The organism is Streptomyces panacea (assembly GCF_040560175.1).
GTDB lineage: Bacteria > Actinomycetota > Actinomycetes > Streptomycetales > Streptomycetaceae > Streptomyces > Streptomyces panacea.
Genome location: NZ_JARJHW010000060.1, coordinates 1 through 20629, shown reverse-complemented (window position 1 = coordinate 20629; position 20629 = coordinate 1). Strand labels below are relative to the sequence as shown.

The window sequence follows — 20629 nt, the reverse complement described above, 5'->3', positions numbered from 1 at the left end:
CGCCCCAGGGATCACCGGTTGACGGAGACACCCCGGTCACGCCCTAGGCTGGCGAGCGTGGACCTCTTCGATTTCCCCGGCGCCGCTTCCGGTCCCGACGGACCCGTCTGTTCGGCCAAGGGCTGCCGCGCGGCCGCCGTGTGGGTGCTGGCGTGGAACAACCCCAAGCTGCACACGCCCGAGCGCCGTAAGACCTGGCTGGCCTGCGACGAGCACCGCGAACACCTGTCGTCGTTCCTCGGTGTCCGCGGTTTCCTCAAGGACGTGGTCACCCTGGCCGAGTGGGAGCGGGAGCGCTCAGCCGCCGATGGCTGACATGGGCCGGTCGGGCTGGAGGAACGTCGGGTCGTCCAGGCCGGAGCCCGCCTTCTTGCCCCACATCGCCAGTTTCCAGAGTGTCGCGACGTCGTCGTCCGTGGCGTCCGAGCGCAGGGCCGCGCGCAGGTCGGTCTCCTCGCGGGCGAACAGGCAGCTGCGCACCTGACCGTCGGCGGTGAGCCTGGTGCGGTCGCAGGCCGAGCAGAACGGGCGGGTGACGGAGGCGATGACGCCGACCCGGTGCGGTCCGCCGTCCACGATCCAGCGCTCGGCCGGGGCCGATCCGCGCTCCCCGCCGGCCTCTTCGGTGAGCGTGAAGCGGGTGCTCAGCGACCGGAGGATGTCACCGGCGGTGATCATTCCGTCGCGCTTCCAGCCGTGCTGGGCGTCGAGGGGCATCTGCTCGATGAAGCGCAGCTCGTAGCCGTTGTCGACGGCCCACGCGAGGAGTTCCGGAGCCTCGTCGCCGTTGAGCCCCGGCATCAGCACGGTGTTCACCTTGACGGGGGTCAGTCCGGCCTCGCGCGCGGCGGCCAGGCCGTCGAGCACGTCCTGGTGGCGGTCGCGCCTGGTCAGGGTCTTGAAGACGTCACGGCGCAGGGTGTCGAGGGAGACGTTGACGCGGTCGAGGCCGGCGGTCCTGAGCGCCTCGGCCGTGCGCCGCAGCCCTATGCCGTTGGTCGTCAGCGACATCTTGGGGCGGGGGGTGAGGGCCGCGCACCGCTCGACGATCCCGACGAGACCGGGCCGCAGCAGCGGCTCACCGCCGGTGAAGCGGACGTCGCGGACGCCCAGCCTGGTCACGGCTATCCGTACGAGTCTGACGATCTCGTCGTCGGTGAGGAGGTCGGGCTTCGCGAGCCATTGGAGGCCCTCTTCCGGCATGCAGTACGTGCACCGGAGATTGCACTTGTCGGTGAGCGAGACTCGCAGGTCGGTGGCTACGCGGCCGTAGGTGTCGATGAGCACTGTGAGCCCCCTTGCCTCGTGGTGCGCCTGATACCTCTGGACGTACCCGTGCGCGCCGATCGCCTCGGTGCCCGGCGCGTCCGGTCCTCCGAGCCTACGGCAGTCCTCCGACAACGACGGGGGCCGTTTGCCACGAGGAGCGGCGTGGCCGCGTCGTAGGACTCTACGACGCGGCCACGTCCGAGGCTCTCGTCCGGGAGGACGATCAGTGCGCTCCGGTGCCGGTGAGCGACTTGACCTCCAGCTCGGCGTACTTCTTGACGTCCGGCTCCTCCTTGGAGAGGAGCGATCCCAGCCAGCCGAGCAGGAAGCCCAGCGGGATCGAGATCAGACCCGGGTTCTCCAGCGGGAAGAAGGCGAAGTCGACGTCCGGGAACATCGAGCTGGGCTTGCTGGAGACGACCGGCGAGAACAGCACCAGCAGGACGGACGAGGAGAGACCGCCGTAGATCGACCAGAGCGCGCCCGTTGTCGTGAACCTCTTCCAGAAGAGGCTGTAGAGGAGCGTCGGGAGGTTGGCGGAGGCGGCGACCGCGAAGGCGAGGGCCACCAGACCGGCGACGTTCAGGTCGCGGGCGAGGGCGCCGAGCGCGATGGAGACGACGCCGATGGCGACGGTCGCGTAGCGCGCCGCGCGGACCTCCTCCTTCTCGGTGGCCTTGCCCCGGCGGATGACGTTGGCGTAGATGTCGTGCGCGAACGACGACGAGGACGCCAGCGTCAGACCGGCCACGACCGCGAGGATGGTGGCGAAGGCGACCGCCGAGATGACGGCGAGCAGGATGGCGCCGCCGGTGGAGTCCCCGCCGCCGCCGATCTCCATCGCGAGCAGTGGCGCGGCCGTGTTGCCCGCCGGGTTGGAGCTGACGATCTCGTCCCGGGTGAGCAGCGCCGCGGCGCCGAAGCCCAGGGCGATGGTCATCAGGTAGAAGCCGCCGATGATGCCGATGGCCCAGTTGACGGACTTACGGGCCGCCTTGGCCGTGGGCACCGTGTAGAAGCGGATCAGGATGTGCGGCAGGCCGGCGGTGCCCAGGACGAGCGCGATGCCCAGGGAGATGAAGTCGAGCTTCGAGGTCTCCGTGAGGCCGTACTTGAGTCCCGGCTCCAGGAAGGCCGAGCCGTGGCCGCTGTTGGAGGCTGCGCTGCCGAGCAGGTCGGAGACGTTGAAGTTGAACTTGAGCAGCACCAGGAAGGTGATGAGCAGGGTGCCCGCGATGAGCAGGACGGCCTTGACCATCTGGACCCAGGTGGTGCCCTTCATGCCGCCGATGGTGACGTACACGATCATCAGGATGCCGACCAGGGCGACGATCAGGATCTTGCCCGCGTCGCTGGTGATGCCGAGCAGCAGCGAGACGAGCACGCCCGCGCCGGCCATCTGGGCGAGCAGGTAGAAGATCGAGACGACGATGGTGGAGGCGCCGGCGGCCGTACGGACGGGTCGCTGGCGCATCCGGTAGGCGAGGACATCGCCCATGGTGTAGCGGCCGGAGTTGCGCAGCGGTTCGGCGACCAGCAGCAGCGCGACGAGCCAGGCGACCAGGAAGCCGATGGAGTAGAGGAAGCCGTCGTATCCGAACAGGGCGATGGCGCCCGCGATACCGAGGAAGGAGGCGGCGGACATGTAGTCGCCGGAGACCGCGAGGCCGTTCTGGAAGGCGGTGAACTGCCGTCCGCCCGCGTAGAAGTCGGCGGCGCTCTTGGTCTGCCGGCCGGCCCACACGGTGATGACGAGGGTCGCGACGACGAACAGCGCGAAGAGCGTGATGATCAGCGGGCGGTGTTCGCTGGCGTCGGAGTTGGCGAGATGGATTCCCGCGGCCTCGCTCAGCTGGATGGTCGGGCTCACAGGTCGGCCTCCATACGGGACTTGATCGCCGCGCCCTTGGGGTCGAGCTTCTGCGATGCGAACTTCGCGTAGAACCAGGCGATGAGGAAGGTGGTGAGGAACTGACCGAGGCCGAAGACGAAGGCGACGTTGATGTTGCCGAAGAGCTTGGTGCCCATGAAGCCGCCGGCGTAGTTGGACAGCAGGACGTACAGCAGGTACCAGGCGATGAAGGCGATGGTCAGGGGGAAGGCGAAGGAGCGGTAGGTACGGCGCAGTTCAGCGAACTCGGCGCTCTCCTGGACCGCTACGAACTGTGCTGTCGTGGGCTGGGCGGGGCTGGTGTCCGAATCGCCCTGGGGCGGCGGCGGTCCATCGGTAGCCACGGAATCTCCTCGTGACGCGGGTGCGGTAGGGATGGTCATGGGTGTCCTCACTCGGGGGGTGATGTTGCTCCACCCCCTGACAACGGCACGGAGAGCGCGGCGAAGTGGTTCAACACCGGCGTTTTTCTGACCGAAATCGTTGCTGAGCAGGGATGATCAGAGATAACTTCGCTCGTCATGTACCCGTCCATGCGCAGCGTGCGCAGGGGCGGCCTCACGGATGATGTGGAGAACCCATGGCTCATCTGAGATCCAGACGCCGGCGCGCACTGGTCCTGCCCGTCGGTCTGGCGCTCATCGCCTCGCTCGGCTTCCTGCCGGCCGGGTCCGCCTCGGCGGCACCGGCCGACGTTCCGGTCGCCGTCTCGGTGGACGGCCCGAAGCTGTCGTACGTCGTGAACACCAACGGCGGGCACTCCACCGTCAAATCGGTGAAGAAGGCCATCGCCAAGGCCGGCGGGACCGTCGTGATCGCCTATGACCAGATAGGTGTCATCGTCGTCCACTCGCAGAACCCGGAGTTCGGGAAGACGATCCGCAAGGTCCGGGGCGTGGCATCGGCGGGCGCCACCCGCACGAAGCCGCTGACGGCCCAGACCACCACGGACATCGAGGCCGAGCAGCCGCTGTCCGCCAAGGAGGCCCAGGCCGCCACGGCGAAGGCGTCCGACGACCAGGACGCGCTGGAGCCCCTTCAGTGGGACCTGCCGGCCATCAAGGCCGACCAGGCGCACAAGAAGTCGCTCGGCAGCAGCAAGGTCACGGTCGGTGTGATCGACACGGGTGTCGACGACACCCACCCCGACCTCGCGCCGAACTTCGACCGCCGCGCCTCGGTCAGCTGTGTGGGCGGTACGCCCGACACGGCGGACGGCGCCTGGCGTCCGGGCCCCGGGGAGAGTGACCACGGCACGCACGTCGCGGGCACGATCGCCGCGGCCAAGAACGGTACCGGCGTGACCGGTGTCGCTCCGGGCGTGAAGGTCTCCGGCATCAAGGTGTCGCAGCCCGACGGCTTCTTCTACACGGAGGCTGTCGTCTGCGGCTTCGTCTGGGCCGCCGAGCACGGTGTCGATGTGACGAACAACAGCTATTACACCGACCCGTGGCTGTTCAACTGCGAGGACGACCCGGACCAGAAGGCTCTGGCCGACGCCGTCACCCGGGCCACCCGGTACGCCGAGGGCAAGGGCGTCGTGAATGTCGCCGCCGCCGGCAACTCGGACATGGATCTGGCCGCCGCCGAACTGACGGACGACTCCAGCCCGAACGACACCACCCCGGGTGAGCGCGTGATCGACCCGAACGAGTGCCTGGACATCCCGTCCCAGGTGCCGGGTGTCGTCACGGTCTCCGCCACCGGTGCGAAGAACCTGAAGGCGTCGTACTCCAACTACGGCCTCGGGGTCGTCGACGTCGCCGCTCCCGGTGGCGACCGGACGGCCTACCAGACGCCGGAGGCGCCCGCCGTCAACGGTCTGATCCTGAGCACGCTGCCCGGTGGTGGCTTCGGCTACAAGGGTGGTACGTCGATGGCGTCCCCGCACGCGGCCGGTGTCGCCGCGCTGATCAAGTCGACCCACCCGTACGCCTCGCCGTGGCTGGTCAAGACGTTGCTGAACGTCCAGGCCGACGCGACGTCGTGCACCAACCCGTACGACATCGACGGTGACGGCACCGTCGACGCGGTGTGCGAGGGCGGCAAGAACAAGAACGGCTTCTACGGCGCCGGCACGGTCGACGCCCTGGACGCCGTCCGCCGGTAACGGCGAACGCGTGAGCAGGTGAGCGGGCCGTCCGACCGGGCGGCCCGCTCAGTCGTGTACGGGGCCGGTGCGGGCCTTCAGGACCCCGGCCGTGAGCAGGGCCTGCGCCGCGATGTACGTGAGCATGATCCACAGATCGGCGGCCGGCGGCCGCGGCCATGCGGCGACGCCGGCGGCGATGAGCGTGTCGGAGAACAGGAAGAGCGCGCCGCCCGCGCCGGCGAGCGGGCCGAGGCCGCTCGCCCGACAGGCCATGGCGGCCAGCAGAAGGCTGTACAGGGCGACGGGGACCCGGAGTTCGGCCGGGAGGTCGGGCCGGAGCAGAGCGAGCGTCACGGCGAGCACGAGGCCGTATCCGAGCGCCACGTCCACGCGGGTGCGGCGGCGGCCGAACAGCGCGAGGTAGCAGACGTGTCCGGCGGCGAAGCACCCCATGCCCGCGAGGAACGCCCCGTCGGCCGACGAGAGCAGGAACACGTCGCCGCCCCAGCCGAGGAGCAGCGCGGCGACGAGCAGCCGCGGCCCGCCCCGGGCGGCCACGTACGCGGCGAGCAGCGGCATCAGCAGGGGTTTGGCGAGGAGTTGACCGGTCGCCGCGTCCAGGGCGACGCTCACCAGCTCGGCGGCGGCGGCGAGCGCGAAGGCGGCCAGGAGGGCCGTCGGCAGGGTCGCCGCGCGGGCCACGGGGAGGGCCGCCGGGAGTGGTTTCGCGGGCCGGCCGCTCACTCGGGCTGCCAGCCGGGGCCCCGGAAGACCCGTCCGGCCCGTTCGCGCCAGTCGCGGGCCGCGCGTACGTCGCGTGCGATGGCGGCGTACTCGTGGGTGGCGACCCGCAGCGGGTTGTAGGTCTCTATGTTCTTCGTGAGCCCGAAGACGGGCCGCTCGGTCTCGGCCGCGAAGGAGCCGAAGAGGCGGTCCCAGACGATCAGGATCCCGCCGAAGTTACGGTCCAGATAGCCGCCTTGGGAGGCGTGGTGCACCCGGTGGTGGGAGGGCGTGTTGAGGACGTACTCGAAGGGCCGTGGCAGCTTGTCGATCCGCTCGGTGTGCACCCAGAACTGGTAGACGAGGTTCGCGGACGAGCAGAAGGCGAGTGCCGCGGGGTGGACCCCGAGGAGGATGAACGGGAGGTAGAAGGGCCAGACGGTGAGCGAGGTCCAGGGCTGGCGCAGCGCGGTGCTGAGGTTGAACTTCCGGCTGGAGTGGTGCACCACGTGGCAGGCCCACAGGACCCGGACGACGTGGTGGCCGCGGTGGGACCAGTAGTAGAAGAAGTCCTGCGCGAGCAGCATCAGCGGGATCGTCCACCACAGCACGGGGACACGCAGGGGCGTCAGCTCGTACGCCGCCGTGTAGAGGGCGACGACGGGGATCTTCCACAGGAGGTCGAAGCCGAGGCTGCCGAGGCCCATGGAGAGGCTGGTGGCGGTGTCCCTGCCGGAGTACCCGGCGGCGTCCTCGTCGGGACGGAGTCGGCAACTCACCACCTCGACAAGGGTGAGCAGGACGAACGCGGGGATCGACCACAGCACGACATCGGGCAGGTTCGGCGGCATGTCAGCACCGTAGGGCGGGACGCGGGGCCCCCGCTAGATGTTGTTACCGACAAGTATGTGAGACATTCTGTCAGCGGAATTCGGTGCCTTCCACCAACGGGTGACCGGACGGCCCGTCAGCGCCCGTACCGTGCGGTCGGGCCGACGACCGGTCAGAGGCGCGTCACGGGCTGTCAGTCGTGGCCCGTATTCTCTGTGACCATGCTCGACGACCCTGCGATTTCAGCGATGTGGCCGACCGCGTACCCCCAGGGATACGCGGTCGTCGACGTGGAGACCACCGGACTCGCCCGTGACGACCGGATAGTGTCCGCGGCGGTGTACCGGCTGGACGCGCGGGGCAACGTCGAGGACCACTGGTACACGCTGGTCAACCCCGAGCGGGACCCGGGCCCGGTCTGGATCCACGGTCTGACGACCGAGGTGCTGGCGGGCGCGCCGCTGTTCCGGGAGGTGGCGCACGAGTTCTCGGAGCGGCTCGCGGACCGGGTGCTGGTCGCGCACAACGCGGCCTTCGACTGGTCGATGATCTCGCGGGAGTACGCGCGTGCGCGGACGACCGTGCCCACACGTCAGCGGCTGTGCACCATCGCGCTCGCCAGGGAGCTCCGACTGCCGCTGCCCAACCACAAGTTGGCCACGCTCGCCGAGCACTTCGGCGTCACGCAGCAGCGCGCGCACCACGCGCTGGACGACGCGCGGGTGCTCGCGGAGACGTTCCGGCCGAGCCTGCACGCGGCGGCGCGGGACGGGGTGCGGCTGCCGCTGCTCGAATGCCGGCCGCTGACGGAGTGGTCGGACAGCCCGGTGACGCCGCTGATCGGCCATCAGCCGACGCACCGTCCGGGGACCTGGCGGCCGTCGCGCCGGCTCCCGGCCTGTCCGTATCCGAACCCCGGGCGGTACGAGAGCGACAAACCGCTCGCGCAGGGGATGCGGGTGGCCTTCTCGGGTGACACGTCGGTCGACCGTGAGCTGCTGGAGGACCGGGCCGTCGAGGCGGGGCTGCATGTCGCCACCAGCGTCTCGCGCAAGACGAGCCTGCTCGTGACGAACGATCCCCGGTCGGCGACGTCGAAGACGGTGAAGGCGGCGGAGTACGGCACGCCGGTCGTCGACGAGGCGGCGTTCACCCACCTGCTGCGTGACGTGGCGCCCTCGCCCGTGGCCCTGCCCGCGCCGGTACGCCCGTCGGACGGGTGATTGCGCCGCGACTCGCCCGCCGCCCGCTCGCACACCGCTCCGTCGCGTCCCAACCTGTGGCGCATGGCACGTTGCGAAGTCTGCGGAAACGAATACGGCATGTCCTTCGAGGTGCACGCGCAGGGCGCGGTGCATGTCTTCGACTGCTTCTCCTGCGCCATCCACCGCATGGCGCCCGTCTGTGAACACTGCCGGGTCCAGATCATCGGCCAGGGCGTCGAGGTCGACGGCCAGTGGTTCTGCGGTGCCCACTGCGCCCGCGCGGAGGGGAAGGTGGGCATCGTCGACCGGGTATGAGGGCCCTCGGCCGGGTGCGGGGCCCGACGGCCGGGCGTGAGGCCCGTCCGACGGGCGGGCCGGGGCGCCCGGCCCGGCGGGCGGACCCGCTGCCGAGGGCGCCCGGCCCGCCGGGTACCGTCGAAGGCGTGTACCGCTTCCTCCTGTCGCGGCAGTGGGTGATCCTGACCCTGCTCGCCCTCGTCCTCATCCCCGTGATGATCGAGCTCGGCTTCTGGCAGCTGCACCGGCACGAACACCGGGTGGCGCAGAACGCCCTGATCGCGAACAACCTCAAGGCGAAGCCGGTCCCGGTGACCGAGCTGACCTCCCCCGGCCACACCGTGCCGCGCGCCGACTTCTGGCGGCAGGTCGAGGCCACGGGCAGGTTCGACACGGAGCACGAGGTCGTCGTACGCCGCCGGACCAACACCGACGAGACCGTCGGCTTCCACGTCCTGACCCCGCTCGTCCTCGACGACGGCCGCGCCGTCCTCGTCAACCGGGGCTGGATCCCCTTCGGGGAGGACCAGCGGTCCTTCCCCGACATCCCGGCGGCGCCGAAGGGCGAGGTCACCGTCACCGGCCGCCTCAAGGCCGACGAGACGACCGGCACCAGCGGCATCAAGCGGCTGAGCGACCTCCCCGACCGCCAGGTCATGCTGATCAACAGCGCGGAGCAGGGCAGCTCCCTCGGCCGCACCGTCCTCGGCGGCTACATCGAACAGACCGCCCCCGCGGCGGCCGGCGGCAGCCCGCAGCAGATCCCGGAGCCCGACTCCGGCTCCATCGGCGCGCACATGGCGTACGCCGTGCAGTGGTGGCTGTTCACCGCCGGCGTGCCCGTCGGGTGGGTCATTCTCGTACGGCGCGAAACGCGCGACCGCGCGGCGACCGCCGCCCGGGGCACCCCCGAGCGCGAGACGGCCGCCGCATAACGCGCCTGTCCTGCGGGAACAGGGCTGACGTGACCCAACGTATCGAGGACTACGCCCTCATCGGCGACTTGCAGACCGCGGCTCTCGTCGGAATGAACGGCTCCATCGACTGGTTGTGCCTGCCACGCTTCGACTCGGCCGCCTGCTTCGCGTCCCTGCTGGGCAACAAGGAGAACGGCCACTGGCTGCTCGCCCCCCGCGGCGCGAGCCGCGCCACCAGCCGCCGGTACGTGGGCGATTCACTGGTGCTTGAGACCCTCTGGGAGACCAGGGGCGGCACGGTGAAGGTCACCGACTTCATGCCGCAGCGCGATGTCGCGCCGGACGTCGTGCGGATAGTGGAGGGCGTCAGCGGCTCGGTGGAGATGAACGCCACCCTGCGGCTGCGCTTCGACTACGGCTCGATCGTGCCGTGGGTGCGCAGGACCGACGGCCAGCGCGTCGCGGTCGCCGGACCCGACTCGGTCTGGCTGCGGAGCGTCTCACGGGCCCGGCCCGCCGCCGGTGAACTGCCCCCGAACGAGAAGCCGACGGTGAAGACGTGGGGGCAGGAGTTCAGCACCTGCTCGTCGTTCACCGTCGGCGCCGGGGAGAAGGTCGCGTTCGTCCTCACCTGGCATCCCTCGCACCTGCCGCGCCCCGACCTGATCGACCCGTTCGACGCGCTGGAGCACAGCCGGGAGGACTGGGAGGAGTGGGCGGCGCTCTGCACGTACAAGGGGCCGCACCGCGAGGCGGTCCTGCGCTCCCTGCTCACCCTGAAGGCGCTCACCTACGCCCCGACCGGCGGCATCGTGGCGGCCCCCACGACCTCGCTCCCCGAGGAACTGGGAGGCGTACGGAACTGGGACTACCGCTACTGCTGGCTGCGCGACTCGGCGCTCGTCCTGGGCGCCCTGCTCTCCGCGGGCTACGTCGACGAGGCCGAGGCATGGCGCGACTGGCTGCTGCGCGCGGTCGCAGGTGATCCCTCCGACCTCCAGATCATGTACGGCGTCGGCGGCGAACGGCGGCTGCCCGAGACGGAGTTGCCCTGGCTGAGCGGTTACGCGGGCGCGAGCCCGGTCCGGATCGGGAACGAGGCGGTCGAACAGCTCCAGCTCGACGTGTACGGCGAGGTCATCGACTCCCTGCACGTGGCACGGGGCGTCGGCCTCGCCGGTCAGCCGCACGCCTGGGACCTCCAACTCGCCCTGCTGGGCTTCCTGGAGTCGAAGTGGCGCGAGCCGGACGAGGGGCTGTGGGAGGTACGCGGCCCCCGGCAGCACTTCACGCACTCCAAGGTGATGGCGTGGGTCGCCGCCGACCGCGCGGTGAAGACGCTGGAGGCCGATCCGTCGCTGCGCGGCGATGTGAACCGGTGGCGCACGATGCGCGACGAGGTGCACCGGGAGGTCTGCGAGAAGGGCTACGACCCGGTCCGCAACACCTTCACGCAGGCGTACGGCTCCGCGGAACTGGACGCGGCGACGCTCCTGATCCCCCGGTACGGCTTTCTGCCGCCGGACGATCCGCGGGTCGTGGGCACGGTCGACGCGGTACGGGCGGAGCTGGGCCCCTCGGGCCTGGTCCGCCGCTACAGCACGGAGGGGGCGTGGGGCGACGGACTGCCGGGCGGGGAAGGAACGTTTCTCGTCTGCTCGTTCTGGCTGGCGGACGCCCTGCTGATGACGGGCCGCAGGCAGGAGGCGACGGAACTCTTCGAGCGGCTTCTCGCCCTGCGTAACGACGTCGGTCTGCTCGCCGAGGAGTACGACCCGGCGATCGGCCGCCAACTGGGCAACTTCCCGCAGGCGTTCAGTCACATCGGTCTGGTGGGGACGGCCCTGGCCCTGGCGGCGGACGAGGAGGCAGGATAGGGCCATGGATCTTGGGCTGAAGGACCGTGTCTACGTCGTCACCGGCGCGTCCCGGGGACTGGGCCGCGCGTCCGCCGAGGCGCTGGCGGCGGACGGCGCGAAAGTGGTCGTCACCGGGCGCGACGAGAGGTCCGTCGCCGAGGCGGCGGCCTCGATCGGTCCGAACGCGTTCGGCGTCGCCGCGGACAACGCCGATCCCGCCGTCGCGGAGCGTCTGACAGCCGTGGCACGGGAGCGGTTCGGCGGCTTCGACGGGATCCTGATCAGCGTCGGCGGCCCGCCGCCGGGACTCACGTCGGACACGACGGACGAGCGGTGGCGGTCGGCGTTCGACTCGGTCTTCCTGGGCGCGGTACGGCTGGCGCGTACGGCGGCGGCGGAGCTGGGCGACGGCGGGGTCATCGGCCTCGTCCTGTCCGGCTCGGTCCACGAACCGATTCGCGGCCTCACGATATCCAACGGCCTGCGGCCGGGTCTGGCGGGTTTCGCGAAGTCGCTCGCCGACGAGGTGGGTCCGCGCGGCATCCGCGTGATCGGGCTGCTGCCGGCCCGGATCGACACGGATCGCGTCCGCGAGCTGGACGCGCTGTCCGCCGACCCGTCGGCGGCCCGCGCGTCGCACGAGTCCCGCATCCCGCTGCGCCGCTACGGCACACCGGAGGAGTTCGGCCGCACGGCGGCGTTCCTGCTCTCCCCGGCGGCGTCCTATCTGACGGGCGTGATGCTCCCGGTTGACGGCGGCGCACGGCACGGCTACTGACCACCCGCGGCCCGGCACACCGCCCCACTCCCCCGGTCAGGTCACCCGCTGCGCCCGGTGCTTGGCGGCGCGCAACCGCGCCTCCGTCGGCAGGGAATCCAGCCCCGCCGACTCCCGCGCGTGCGCCACCGCCTCCGCCGTCAGCCCCTCCAGCGCCGCCCCCGGCGCCGCGTGCGGCTCCAGCAGCAGCCGCACCCGCGCCTCCGGCGCACTGCGCCGCCCCGTCAGCCGGACCCGCGCCCGGGACACCCCGTCCAGCGACTGCGCCTCACTCTCCAGCACGTTCTCCAGCGCCCGTCCCCTCAGCAGCGCGCCCTCCCCGTCGCCGCTGTCGACCAGCACCTCCGCCAGTCGCGCGCGGCGCAGTTGGGACAGCAGCCACCACAGCGCGAGCAGTACCAGGACCGCGAGCACCGCGATGACGACCGGCCACCACCAGCCCTCGTCGCGCCAGCGGTCACGGTCGGAGACGCTCAGCAGTACGTCCTTCTTCCCGGTGTACGGCCACCAGGACGGCACGGACGCGCCCAGCCCCGTCGCCAGCACCGCGCCGCCCACACACAGCAGCACCAGCCCGACGAGGCCCAGCAGGACACGGTTGACGACCCTGACCATCCGGTCATCCCTTCTTCTTCGGCCGGCGGACGCGCACGGAGAGCGCGGGCGGCTTGACGAGGCCCAGCTCGCCGATGCCGACGCCCAGCGCCGCGTCCAGATCCGCGCGCACGTCGTCGAGTTCACGGAAGTGGGACAGGGCCCGCACACGGACCTTGGAGCGGCGGGCCCGCACCTTCGCGGACTGCACTCCGGAGACCTCCAGCGCCCGGTCGCGCAGGATCAGCGCCGCCGCCTCCCGGTCCAGCCCGGCCCGTACCCGCGTCGGGCCGCGCCGCATCGACAGGACCTCGCGCAGGCCGGGTGTGAGGGCGAGCACGATCAGCCAGAGGCCGAGGGCCACCGCGACGCCCGCGCCGACCAGGACCCAGGTGTCGTCCAGGGGCCGGGTGGCGAGCTGGCCGGCGAGCCACCGGCGCCAGTACATGGCCGGATGGTCGGCGCGTACGGCCGCGACGTCGTACAGCAGCAGCGCCGCCGCGCCGAGCAGCACGGCCGCGACGACGGCGGCCGGGATCCGGCGCCAGGACCAGAAGCGGCCGGTCTTGCCGTCCGACTCTCCCTGACCCGGCGCCGGCCGCCTCGATTCGTACCGCGCGGCGGAGTCGGACTGGTCCAGCTGGATCACGTCCGCGCGGACAGCGCCCGAGGCGTGCTCGGTCCCCTCGCCCACCGGTTCGTCGCTCATTGGATCCTCCCCTGCGCCGCGCGGGACTGGGCGGAGTGGAGGCGTTCGACCCTGACCGCCACTTCGGGCACCTCCATCCCCGCCAGAGCGTGTACCCGCTCGGCGACCTGGCGACGCACCGCACCGCACCGGGCCCCGATGTCGGAGGGGTAGTCCAGCTCGACACCGATCCGTACGCGCGCGACGTCGTGGTGGACCAGGACGCTGGCGTGCGGCGCCGCGCCCCCCTCCGGTACGCCGTCCAGCGCCTCGCGCGCCGCCTGAGCCGCGATCTTCGCGACGACGCGGTCGGCGATGGTGGTCGCCCCGCGCGCCGCAGCCGTCACCCGTTCACCGGCCACGGGCGGTCACCGCCGACGTTCGTCGCGTTCGCGACCGCGGAAGAAGTCGCCCGCTTCCAGATCGCCGTCGAGGAATCGGCCGGCCACGAACCCGACCGCGCCCAACGCGGCCACCAGCAGAAAGGCTCCGAATCCGCCGAAGTATCCGGCGAAAGCCAGGGCCATACCGGCCAACAGGCCGACCACCGCCATGCTCATCCTGTGACTCCTCTTCCGTCGTGGCGGATCCGGCCGTTACTGGAGCCTGGAATCGGGCTCGTCGTCCTCTTCGTCGGGCAGCTTCACATCGCTGACGGCGATGTTGACCTCGACGACCTCAAGGCCCGTCATCCGTTCGACGGCGGAGATCACGTTCTCCCGTACGTCGCGGGCGACATCGGCGATCGACACGCCGTAGTCGACGACGATCTCCAGGTCGAGGGCGGTCTGTACCTCGCCCACCTCGGCCTTCACGCCGCGCGAGACGGACTTGGTGCCGCCGGGGACCCGGTCGCGTACGGCGCCGAAGGTACGGGACATGCCGCTGCCCATCGCGTGGACGCCGAGCACGTCACGCGCGGCGAGGCCGGCGATCTTCTCGACGACCCCGTCGGCGATGGTGGTCCGGCCGCGGACGGACGGGTCGCCGCCGCCCCTCCTGCCGGTGGCGGACTTCCGCTGGTCTTCGTTGGACGACGACGTGGCGGCGGGCTCGGACTGGTTGCGCTGTGCGGTGTCGGACATGCGATTCGCCCCTTTCCGGGCGCTGATGGACTCGATGCCCACGTTAGGGCGCCTTGCCCGGTCCCGCGCCGGGAATGCGGCAGTCTGGGTCCATGACGACTGGGCGCGGTGGCAACGGTGCGGACGGATGGAGCGCGGCGGTGCGCGAACGGCTCGGCCTCGGCCGGCTGCTCCCGCTGGGCGACGCGGCGGACGGGGTGTGGCTGGCCGAACAGGCGGCGACGACCGCGCTGCGGCGCGGGGCGGCGCGAGTGCCGGGCGCCGCGCTGGGCCGGCTGAGGATCCGCCTGGCCGATCCCGGCTCGGCGGAGCCGCCGGGGGTGCCCCCGCCGCCCAGCGCGCTGCCGCCGGGGGCGCTGCGTGTCGAGGGGGACTTCGCCGCGGTCGCGGGCGAGCCGCTGCCGGACGTGGCCGAGCGGCTGCGTACGGCGCTGTACGCCCACGCGGTGGACCGGCTGGGGCTGCGGGTGACGGAGGTGGACCTGCGGGTGACGGCGCTGCTGGAGACGGAGCCGGCCGCCGGATCCGATTCCCAGGATTCCGCGGGGGCGGCTGAGCCAATCGGGGCGAGCGCCGTCGACCCGAAGGGGACGGCGGCCCTCGTCGCGGCGCACGTCCCCGGCGTCGCCCGGCTGTCCGGGTCGCTCGGCACCGCGGTGCTCATGACCAACGGCCATGTACGCGTCGAACTGGCCACGGCGGCGGGCCACCGTCCGTGGGAGGTGGCGCGCGCGGTCGGCCGGGCGGTCTCGGCGGCACTGCCGAGTCACCCGACGGTGGCGGTCCTGATCACGGCGGTCGACGTCACGGCCGGACACCGGCCGTGACGCCGGGACGGGTCCGGTGGCCGAGGACTGTCCCTCAGTCTCCGAGGCCCGCCAGGTCCCGCAGGCGGCGTGCCTGCGCGGCGCGTTCGGCGGCGCGCTGTTCGTCGTACGTACGAGACGAGGCGCCCAGCAGCAGCGCCTTCGTCTCGACCGTCGCGTCACGCGGCGCCGCGAGCAGGGCCGCGGTCAGGTCCTGTACGGCCGCGTCGAGTTCGGCCGGCGGCACCACGAGATTGGCCAGGCCGGTGCGCTCGGCCTCGTCGGCGAGGACGAAGCGGCCCGTCGCGCAGATCTCCAGCGCGCGGGCGTAGCCGACGACGCCGACGAGGGGGTGCGTGCCGCCGAGGTCGGGGACCAGCCCCAGGCCGGTCTCGCGCATGGCGAACTGCACGTCCGACGCGACCACGCGCAGGTCGCAGGCGAGCGCGAGCTGGAACCCGGCGCCGATGGCGTGTCCCTGGACGGCGGCGACCGACACGATGTCGCTCCGGCGCCACCAGGTGAAGGCGGACTGGTACGCGGCGATGGCCGCGTCGAGGTCCGCGTCGTCACGGCGTGCCAGCTCCGGGAAGGAAGGTTCACCGTCGAAGCCCTCGGGGCTGAACGCCTGCCGGTCGAGGCCGGCGGAGAAGGACTTGCCTTCGCCGCGCAGCACGACGACCCGCACGCTGCCCGGCAGTGACTGCCCGGCTTCCGTCAACGCCCGCCACAGAGCGGGAGACTGAGCGTTGCGCTTGGCCGGGTTGGTCAGAGTCACCGTGGCAACCGCGTTCTCGACGGTGAGCCGTACGCCGTCCTTGTCGAGTACGGGATCGAGCGAAGTCATGGGGTGCCTCCGGTTCGGTGCAGTCAGCACAGCAAGCTAAGTGACTGCACAGTAACCACCCGGTCGACCGCGACGACCGGCCGGGTGGTCACCGGCGGAACCGGTGGCCGGAGAAGCGGTACGCGGTCGTCAGGCCGAGGCCTTCTTGCCGCGTGTCGCTCCGCCGCGTCCCCGCAGCGTGACTCCGGACTCGCTGAGCATCCGGTGGACGAATCCGTAGGACCGGCCCGTTTCCTCGGCCAGCGCACGGATACTCGCACCGGAGTCGTACTTCTTTTTCAGGTCTGCCGCGAGCTTGTCGCGCGCGGGGCCGGTTACCCGGCTGCCCTTCTTCAGAGTCTCGGCCACCCGTGCCTCCTCATGAAAGTGCGCTCTGGACTTCTCATGATCACCCCTCGGGGCGCTCCTGGCCACCCATTCAGCAAGGTTCGCACCACAAGCTTCGGCGGAGCCCGGGATTCGAACACGAACGGAATCACCGGTTCCAGACCGCCGCGCGCCCACCGGTCGCCGGACGAGCACAGGAAACGCCAGGTCAGAAGTGGTGTGCGGGAGAGCTGATCGAACTGGTCCCGGAATCGCTTGATCGTCGGCGCGCCACGCCAAAGTACGAGACGCACTCACTCAGATGATGGATCACCGCTGAGCCGAATGATCCATACGGAGTGGATCACGCCCGCGCCGTCAGGCCAGCGCCACCAGATCCGCGTAGTCCGCGCCCCACAGGTCCTCGACACCGTCGGGCAGCAGAATGATCCGTTCCGGTTCGAGCGCGTGGACGGCGCCCTCGTCGTGGGTGACGAGGATGACCGCGCCCTTGTACGTGCGCAGCGCGCCGAGGATCTCCTCGCGGCTGGCGGGGTCGAGGTTGTTCGTGGGCTCGTCCAGGAGCAGCACGTTGGCCGACGAGACCACCAGGGTCGCCAGCGCGAGGCGGGTCTTCTCGCCGCCGGACAGGACCCGGGCCGGCTTGTCGACGTCGTCCCCGGAGAAGAGGAAGGAGCCGAGGGTCTTGCGGACGTCGACCAGGTCGAGGTCGGGCGCGGACGACCGCATGTTCTCCAGGACGGAGCGGTCGGGGTCGAGCGTCTCGTGCTCCTGCGCGTAGTAGCCGAGCTTGAGGCCGTGGCCCGGCGTCACGTCGCCGGTGTCGGGCTTCTCCACCCCGGCGAGCAGTCGGAGCAGTGTCGTCTTGCCCGCGCCGTTGAGGCCGAGGATGACGACGCGCGAGCCCTTGTCGATGGCCAGGTCGACGTCGGTGAAGATCTCCAGGGAGCCGTACGACTTCGACAGGCCCTCGGCGGTGAGCGGCGTCTTGCCGCACGGGGCCGGTTCGGGGAAGCGCAGCTTGGCGACCTTGTCGGACTGGCGTACCGCCTCCAGGCCGGAGAGCAGGCGCTCGGCGCGGCGCGCCATGTTCTGCGCGGCGACGGTCTTGGTGGCCTTGGCGCGCATCTTGTCGGCCTGCGAGTTGAGCGTCGCGGCCTTCTTCTCCGCGTTGGCCCGCTCGCGCTTGCGGCGCTTCTCGTCCGACTCGCGCTGCTGCTGGTAGAGCTTCCAGCCCATGTTGTAGACGTCGATCCGGGAACGGTTGGCGTCCAGGTAGAAGACCTTGTTGACGACCGTCTCGACGAGGTCGACGTCGTGGGAGATCACGATGAAGCCGCCGCGGTAGGACTTGAGGTAGTCCCGCAGCCAGACGATGGAGTCGGCGTCGAGGTGGTTCGTCGGCTCGTCCAGGAGCAGGGTGTCGGCGTCCGAGAAGAGGATGCGGGCGAGTTCGACGCGGCGGCGCTGACCGCCGGAGAGCGTGTGGAGGGGCTGGCCGAGGACCCGGTCGGGCAGGCCGAGCGCGGCGGCGATGGTGGCGGCCTCCGACTCGGCGGCGTAACCGCCCTTGGTGAGGAACTCCGTCTCCAGGCGCTCGTACTTCTTCATCGCCTTCTCGCGGGTGGCGCCCTGGCCGTTCGCCATCCGGTCCTCGTTCTCGCGCATCTTCTTCAGTACGGAGTCGAGGTCACGGGCGGAGAGGATGCGGTCGCGGGCGAGGGTTTCGAGATCGCCGGTGCGCGGGTCCTGCGGCAGATAGCCGACGTCGCCGGAGCGGGTGATGGTGCCGGCGGCGGGGACGCCCTCGCCCGCGAGGCACTTGGTGAGGGTGGTCTTGCCCGCTCCGTTGCGGCCGACGAGGCCGATGCGGTCGCCCTTGGCGATACGGAAGGAAGCTGACTCGATGAGGACACGAGCGCCGGCGCGCAACTCGACACCGGTGGCGGTGATCACGGAAAAACTCCAAGGCGGTATGGACGGCGGAAGGGCGGGCGGAGGGGATTCTTCGACGCCGGCTAATGCACAAGGAGAAATGCCATACGGCCCAGTCTACCGGGGCCGCACAACTGCTTTACGCCTGCCGGGGTCCGTCCGGGGCGGGCGGCCGGGCCGCGTTGTCGGTGGCCGGTGCCAGACTGGAAGAACTGAGACGCAGGTCACAGCCGAGCTTGGAGAAGGGTGATCAGCATGGCCGGTGCGCCGAGTATCTGTCCGACGCTCGTCTACGAGGACGCGAAGGCGGCCATCAGGACGTTGAAGGACGCCTTCGGCTTCACGGAGGTGAGTGTGTACGAGGGCGAGGACGGCAGCGTGGTCCACGCCGAACTGGCCCATGGGAGCGGCATGGTGATGCTGGGGTCGAGGAAGAACGAGGGCGTCTTCGCCACGGCGATGGCGGGCGGCGGGCCCGCCGGGGTCTATGTGGTCGTCGAGGACGTCGACGCGCACCACGCGCGCGCCGCGGCGCAGGGCGTGGAGATCCTGATGCCGCCCACGGACCAGGACTACGGCTCACGGGACTACATGGCGCGTGACGCGGAGGGGAACGTGTGGAGCTTCGGGACGTACGCACCGGGCGCCGGGAGCTGAGCGTCCGGCCTTCGTGGCCGGACCGGCGGCGCTCCGGTGCGTGGGCGGGACGGGGCTCGCCGACGCGGGCCGGTCAGGCTTCTCCGGTGTGGACCTGGAACGCCGCCCGTCGTACGGCCTTCGCGAGCGCCGGGTCGGGGTGCGCGGCCGCCAGCGCGACCAGCACCTGCACGGTGCGGGGGTGGCCGACGGCCGTGACCTCGTCGAGCAGGGCGGGGACGGTGCCCTGGACGGCCGAGTCGAGGTGGCGGACCAGCAGCGCGGTCTCGCCGTGGTCGGCGACGGCGGCGGCGGTGTCGACCCAGAGCCAGGTCGACTCCTCACGGGTGAGGACGTCGGGCGCGTCCTCGGGGTCCGTGCCGTCGTACTCGGCGAGCCAGAGCAGCGCGTAGGGACGCAGGGAGGGTTCGGCCGAGGCGGCGCGCACCTCGGGCTCGGCGGGGGCGCCGACGACGCGCAGCGCCTCGAAGGCGAGCCCGCGCAGAAGCGCGTCCTCGCCGCGTGCCACGGCGAGGAGTTCGGTGACCGCGCTGCCGACGGTGCGGGCGGCGAGCCAGGCGCGGTATTCGGCGCGGGCCGGTCCGGGGGTGAGCCGGGCGCAGCCGCGCAGCATGTTGTCGGCGGACTGCTCGATGTTGCCCGCCGGGCTCTGCGCGGCGACGCAGATCTGCTCCAGCTTGACCCAGACCGCCCAGTTGCCGAGCGGGGTGAGAGTCGCCTGGCCCTCGCCGAGGGTCAGGGCGCCGACGGCGGCCAGACCCTCCAGCGCCCAGTCGAGGAGCGGCGGCAGCGGGACCGTGCCGGTGGCCTCGGCGGGCTCGGGCTCCGGCGCCGACGCGGTCGGGGCGGCCACGGGTCCGGACGCGGTCGTGGGGTCGTACGGGACCTCGCACCGCTCGTCGCGCAGTTCCGCGACGCGCTGCTGGAGCAGGTCGAGGAGGGCCGGTACGAGCACGGGGCCGGCCGAGAGCTGAAGGAGCGAGAGCACCTGGGGAACGGCCTCGACGACCTCGGCGACCGTCGCGGGGGCGACGTCGGCGGGGGCGGCGTGGACGAGCGACCAGGCGTCGAAGAGGGCGACCCAGCCGCGCAGGACGGCGGAGTCGTCGCGGTCCCAGGCGCGCAGGCGCCAGCCGGGGCGCGCGGTGCCGCCGTGCAGTTCGACGAGCCCGGCGAGCCTGGCGCGGTCCCAGCCCGCGCTCACCTGGTCCGGGGTCAGCTCCAGGGCGGCGGCGGCCCGTTCACGGGCCTTCGGGGCGAGCGGGCCCGCGCCGGGGTCCCGGTCGGCCGCGGCCCAGCGGGCGATCCGCACGGCGTCGGCGAGTACGGCCCGCGCCTGACGGGCCAGCTCGGCGGGGGGTGGTGTGCCCTCCGGCGGACGGGGCGCCGGACGTGTTCGTCCGGTGGTCACGGCCCGTCGGGCCGTGGTCAAAGCTCGCGGGCGGACGAGTCGGAGTCTGGAGTTGCGCGCCAATTGCTCATCAGGCTTTCGGGACGTCACAGGAGCAGTCTTCCCGCTGATTGCCCGAAAGCCCAAACGGAACCTCCGGGCCGGGCATCCACCGGCCGGTCACGGCGGCGGGAAGACACTGGACCGGAGGGTGGCCGGGGGCGGCCGTGGGGCGTCGGCGGCCCTACCTCGGGGACGTTGCGCGCCGGGGTGCGGCAGGGGGACGCGGGGTTACATGAGGGGGGTGAGGAAGCGACGGAGCGCCTCCTCGTAACCGGTGGGGTCGGCGTTCCACATGGCGCCGTGCGGGGCGTCCGAGACCGTGTGCAGCGTGACCAGCTCGGGGCGGCGGGCGGCGAGTTCGCGGGAGGGGCTGTC

At 71.5% G+C, this 20629-nt stretch carries 23 protein-coding genes; 9 read left to right on the top strand and 14 right to left on the bottom strand.

Annotated features, from left to right (window positions below):
* Positions 1 to 57 precede the first annotated feature (57 nt).
* The gene (locus P3L51_RS16660) at positions 58 to 315 is read left to right on the top strand and encodes a hypothetical protein (RefSeq protein WP_354606012.1); all 258 of its coding nucleotides are present in this window, start codon (positions 58 to 60) and stop codon (positions 313 to 315) included.
* On the opposite strand, the gene moaA is transcribed toward P3L51_RS16660, so the two are convergent.
* The 3 genes from moaA to P3L51_RS16645 form a co-directional block, all read right to left on the bottom strand.
* Entirely contained in the window at positions 298 to 1287 is a 990-nt protein-coding gene (gene moaA, locus P3L51_RS16655) for a GTP 3',8-cyclase MoaA (protein ID WP_354606011.1), read from the bottom strand. The genes P3L51_RS16660 and moaA overlap by 18 nt on opposite strands.
* Before the next feature lie 205 nt (positions 1288 to 1492).
* Positions 1493 to 3139 (bottom strand): monocarboxylic acid transporter, encoded by a 1647-nt coding sequence (locus tag P3L51_RS16650; RefSeq protein WP_435594466.1) that lies wholly within the window; start codon positions 3137 to 3139, stop codon positions 1493 to 1495.
* Positions 3136 to 3504 carry a DUF485 domain-containing protein gene (locus P3L51_RS16645; RefSeq protein ID WP_354606010.1) on the bottom strand — a complete coding sequence of 123 codons (369 nt, stop codon included), beginning with the start codon at positions 3502 to 3504 and terminating at the stop codon, positions 3136 to 3138. The genes P3L51_RS16650 and P3L51_RS16645 overlap by 4 nt, the downstream gene beginning before the upstream one ends.
* A 236-nt stretch (positions 3505 to 3740) precedes the next feature.
* On the opposite strand from P3L51_RS16645, the gene P3L51_RS16640 reads away from it, so the two are divergent.
* Positions 3741 to 5270: a S8 family peptidase gene (locus P3L51_RS16640; protein ID WP_354606009.1), complete on the top strand. Its 1530-nt coding sequence runs from the start codon at positions 3741 to 3743 to the stop codon at positions 5268 to 5270.
* A gap of 48 nt (positions 5271 to 5318) precedes the next feature.
* On the opposite strand, the gene P3L51_RS16635 is transcribed toward P3L51_RS16640, so the two are convergent.
* Both P3L51_RS16635 and P3L51_RS16630 read right to left on the bottom strand, forming a co-directional pair.
* Positions 5319 to 5954: a lysoplasmalogenase gene (locus P3L51_RS16635; protein WP_354606008.1), complete on the bottom strand. Its 636-nt coding sequence runs from the start codon at positions 5952 to 5954 to the stop codon at positions 5319 to 5321.
* 38 nt (positions 5955 to 5992) lie between these two features.
* Positions 5993 to 6826: a sterol desaturase family protein gene (locus P3L51_RS16630; protein ID WP_354606007.1), complete on the bottom strand. Its 834-nt coding sequence runs from the start codon at positions 6824 to 6826 to the stop codon at positions 5993 to 5995.
* Positions 6827 to 7021: 195 nt separating this feature from the next.
* Here P3L51_RS16630 and P3L51_RS16625 point away from each other — a divergent pair, with 195 nt between their 5' ends.
* The 5 genes from P3L51_RS16625 (at position 7022) to P3L51_RS16605 (ending at position 11862) form a co-directional block, all read left to right on the top strand.
* Positions 7022 to 8029 carry a DEDDh family exonuclease gene (locus P3L51_RS16625; RefSeq protein ID WP_354606006.1) on the top strand — a complete coding sequence of 336 codons (1008 nt, stop codon included), beginning with the start codon at positions 7022 to 7024 and terminating at the stop codon, positions 8027 to 8029.
* Positions 8030 to 8092: 63 nt separating this feature from the next.
* Entirely contained in the window at positions 8093 to 8326 is a 234-nt protein-coding gene (locus P3L51_RS16620; protein ID WP_354606005.1) for a metallothionein, read from the top strand.
* A 128-nt stretch (positions 8327 to 8454) separates the two neighbouring features.
* Positions 8455 to 9243, top strand: a complete 789-nt coding sequence (locus tag P3L51_RS16615) for an SURF1 family cytochrome oxidase biogenesis protein (protein WP_354606004.1) — start codon at positions 8455 to 8457, stop codon at positions 9241 to 9243.
* A gap of 29 nt (positions 9244 to 9272) precedes the next feature.
* The gene (locus P3L51_RS16610) at positions 9273 to 11102 is read left to right on the top strand and encodes a glycoside hydrolase family 15 protein (RefSeq protein ID WP_354606003.1); all 1830 of its coding nucleotides are present in this window, start codon (positions 9273 to 9275) and stop codon (positions 11100 to 11102) included.
* 4 nt (positions 11103 to 11106) lie between these two features.
* On the top strand, positions 11107 to 11862 hold the full coding sequence (locus tag P3L51_RS16605) for an SDR family oxidoreductase (RefSeq protein WP_354606002.1): 756 nt from the start codon (positions 11107 to 11109) through the stop codon (positions 11860 to 11862).
* 36 nt (positions 11863 to 11898) lie between these two features.
* Here P3L51_RS16605 and amaP read toward each other — a convergent pair whose 3' ends face one another.
* The 5 genes from amaP to P3L51_RS16580 are packed head-to-tail and all read right to left on the bottom strand — an operon-like array spanning position 11899 to position 14229.
* Positions 11899 to 12477 carry an alkaline shock response membrane anchor protein AmaP gene (amaP, locus tag P3L51_RS16600; RefSeq protein ID WP_354606001.1) on the bottom strand — a complete coding sequence of 193 codons (579 nt, stop codon included), beginning with the start codon at positions 12475 to 12477 and terminating at the stop codon, positions 11899 to 11901.
* A gap of 4 nt (positions 12478 to 12481) precedes the next feature.
* Positions 12482 to 13165 carry a DUF6286 domain-containing protein gene (locus P3L51_RS16595; RefSeq protein ID WP_354606000.1) on the bottom strand — a complete coding sequence of 228 codons (684 nt, stop codon included), beginning with the start codon at positions 13163 to 13165 and terminating at the stop codon, positions 12482 to 12484.
* Entirely contained in the window at positions 13162 to 13506 is a 345-nt protein-coding gene (locus P3L51_RS16590; RefSeq protein ID WP_354605999.1) for an Asp23/Gls24 family envelope stress response protein, read from the bottom strand. The genes P3L51_RS16595 and P3L51_RS16590 overlap by 4 nt, the downstream gene beginning before the upstream one ends.
* Before the next feature lie 6 nt (positions 13507 to 13512).
* Positions 13513 to 13704 carry a hypothetical protein gene (locus P3L51_RS16585; protein WP_354605998.1) on the bottom strand — a complete coding sequence of 64 codons (192 nt, stop codon included), beginning with the start codon at positions 13702 to 13704 and terminating at the stop codon, positions 13513 to 13515.
* 36 nt (positions 13705 to 13740) lie between these two features.
* Entirely contained in the window at positions 13741 to 14229 is a 489-nt protein-coding gene (locus tag P3L51_RS16580) for an Asp23/Gls24 family envelope stress response protein (protein WP_354605997.1), read from the bottom strand.
* Between the two features lie 92 nt (positions 14230 to 14321).
* On the opposite strand from P3L51_RS16580, the gene P3L51_RS16575 reads away from it, so the two are divergent.
* Positions 14322 to 15056: a hypothetical protein gene (locus P3L51_RS16575; RefSeq protein ID WP_354605996.1), complete on the top strand. Its 735-nt coding sequence runs from the start codon at positions 14322 to 14324 to the stop codon at positions 15054 to 15056.
* 34 nt (positions 15057 to 15090) lie between these two features.
* Here the strand turns inward: P3L51_RS16575 and P3L51_RS16570 are convergent, their stop codons facing one another.
* The 3 genes from P3L51_RS16570 to P3L51_RS16560 form a co-directional block, all read right to left on the bottom strand.
* A complete protein-coding gene (locus P3L51_RS16570) occupies positions 15091 to 15882 on the bottom strand; it encodes an enoyl-CoA hydratase/isomerase family protein (RefSeq protein ID WP_354605995.1) in 792 nt (263 codons plus the stop codon).
* A gap of 129 nt (positions 15883 to 16011) precedes the next feature.
* Positions 16012 to 16230: a helix-turn-helix domain-containing protein gene (locus P3L51_RS16565; protein ID WP_023542602.1), complete on the bottom strand. Its 219-nt coding sequence runs from the start codon at positions 16228 to 16230 to the stop codon at positions 16012 to 16014.
* Between the two features lie 336 nt (positions 16231 to 16566).
* Positions 16567 to 18165 (bottom strand): ABC-F family ATP-binding cassette domain-containing protein, encoded by a 1599-nt coding sequence (locus P3L51_RS16560; RefSeq protein WP_354605994.1) that lies wholly within the window; start codon positions 18163 to 18165, stop codon positions 16567 to 16569.
* Positions 18166 to 18399: 234 nt separating this feature from the next.
* Between P3L51_RS16560 and P3L51_RS16555 the strand changes: the two genes are divergently transcribed.
* Positions 18400 to 18801 (top strand): VOC family protein, encoded by a 402-nt coding sequence (locus tag P3L51_RS16555; RefSeq protein ID WP_354605993.1) that lies wholly within the window; start codon positions 18400 to 18402, stop codon positions 18799 to 18801.
* A gap of 73 nt (positions 18802 to 18874) precedes the next feature.
* Here P3L51_RS16555 and P3L51_RS16550 read toward each other — a convergent pair whose 3' ends face one another.
* Complete coding sequence (locus tag P3L51_RS16550; RefSeq protein ID WP_435594465.1) at positions 18875 to 20302, bottom strand: hypothetical protein; 1428 nt, start codon at positions 20300 to 20302, stop codon at positions 18875 to 18877.
* Between the last annotated feature and the right edge of the window lie 327 nt (positions 20303 to 20629).

What these genes read in the sequence shown, in the direction of transcription:
- P3L51_RS16640 (WP_354606009.1), top strand. Translation starts at nt 3,741, where the DNA reads ATGGCTCATCTGAGATCCAGACGCCGGCGCGCACTGGTCCTGCCCGTC.
- P3L51_RS16630 (WP_354606007.1), bottom strand. Translation starts at nt 6,826, where the DNA reads ATGCCGCCGAACCTGCCCGATGTCGTGCTGTGGTCGATCCCCGCGTTC.
- P3L51_RS16620 (WP_354606005.1), top strand. Translation starts at nt 8,093, where the DNA reads ATGGCACGTTGCGAAGTCTGCGGAAACGAATACGGCATGTCCTTCGAG.
- P3L51_RS16605 (WP_354606002.1), top strand. Translation starts at nt 11,107, where the DNA reads ATGGATCTTGGGCTGAAGGACCGTGTCTACGTCGTCACCGGCGCGTCC.
- amaP (WP_354606001.1), bottom strand. Translation starts at nt 12,477, where the DNA reads ATGGTCAGGGTCGTCAACCGTGTCCTGCTGGGCCTCGTCGGGCTGGTG.
- P3L51_RS16595 (WP_354606000.1), bottom strand. Translation starts at nt 13,165, where the DNA reads ATGAGCGACGAACCGGTGGGCGAGGGGACCGAGCACGCCTCGGGCGCT.
- P3L51_RS16585 (WP_354605998.1), bottom strand. Translation starts at nt 13,704, where the DNA reads ATGAGCATGGCGGTGGTCGGCCTGTTGGCCGGTATGGCCCTGGCTTTC.
- P3L51_RS16580 (WP_354605997.1), bottom strand. Translation starts at nt 14,229, where the DNA reads ATGTCCGACACCGCACAGCGCAACCAGTCCGAGCCCGCCGCCACGTCG.
- P3L51_RS16575 (WP_354605996.1), top strand. Translation starts at nt 14,322, where the DNA reads ATGACGACTGGGCGCGGTGGCAACGGTGCGGACGGATGGAGCGCGGCG.
- P3L51_RS16570 (WP_354605995.1), bottom strand. Translation starts at nt 15,882, where the DNA reads ATGACTTCGCTCGATCCCGTACTCGACAAGGACGGCGTACGGCTCACC.
- P3L51_RS16555 (WP_354605993.1), top strand. Translation starts at nt 18,400, where the DNA reads ATGGCCGGTGCGCCGAGTATCTGTCCGACGCTCGTCTACGAGGACGCG.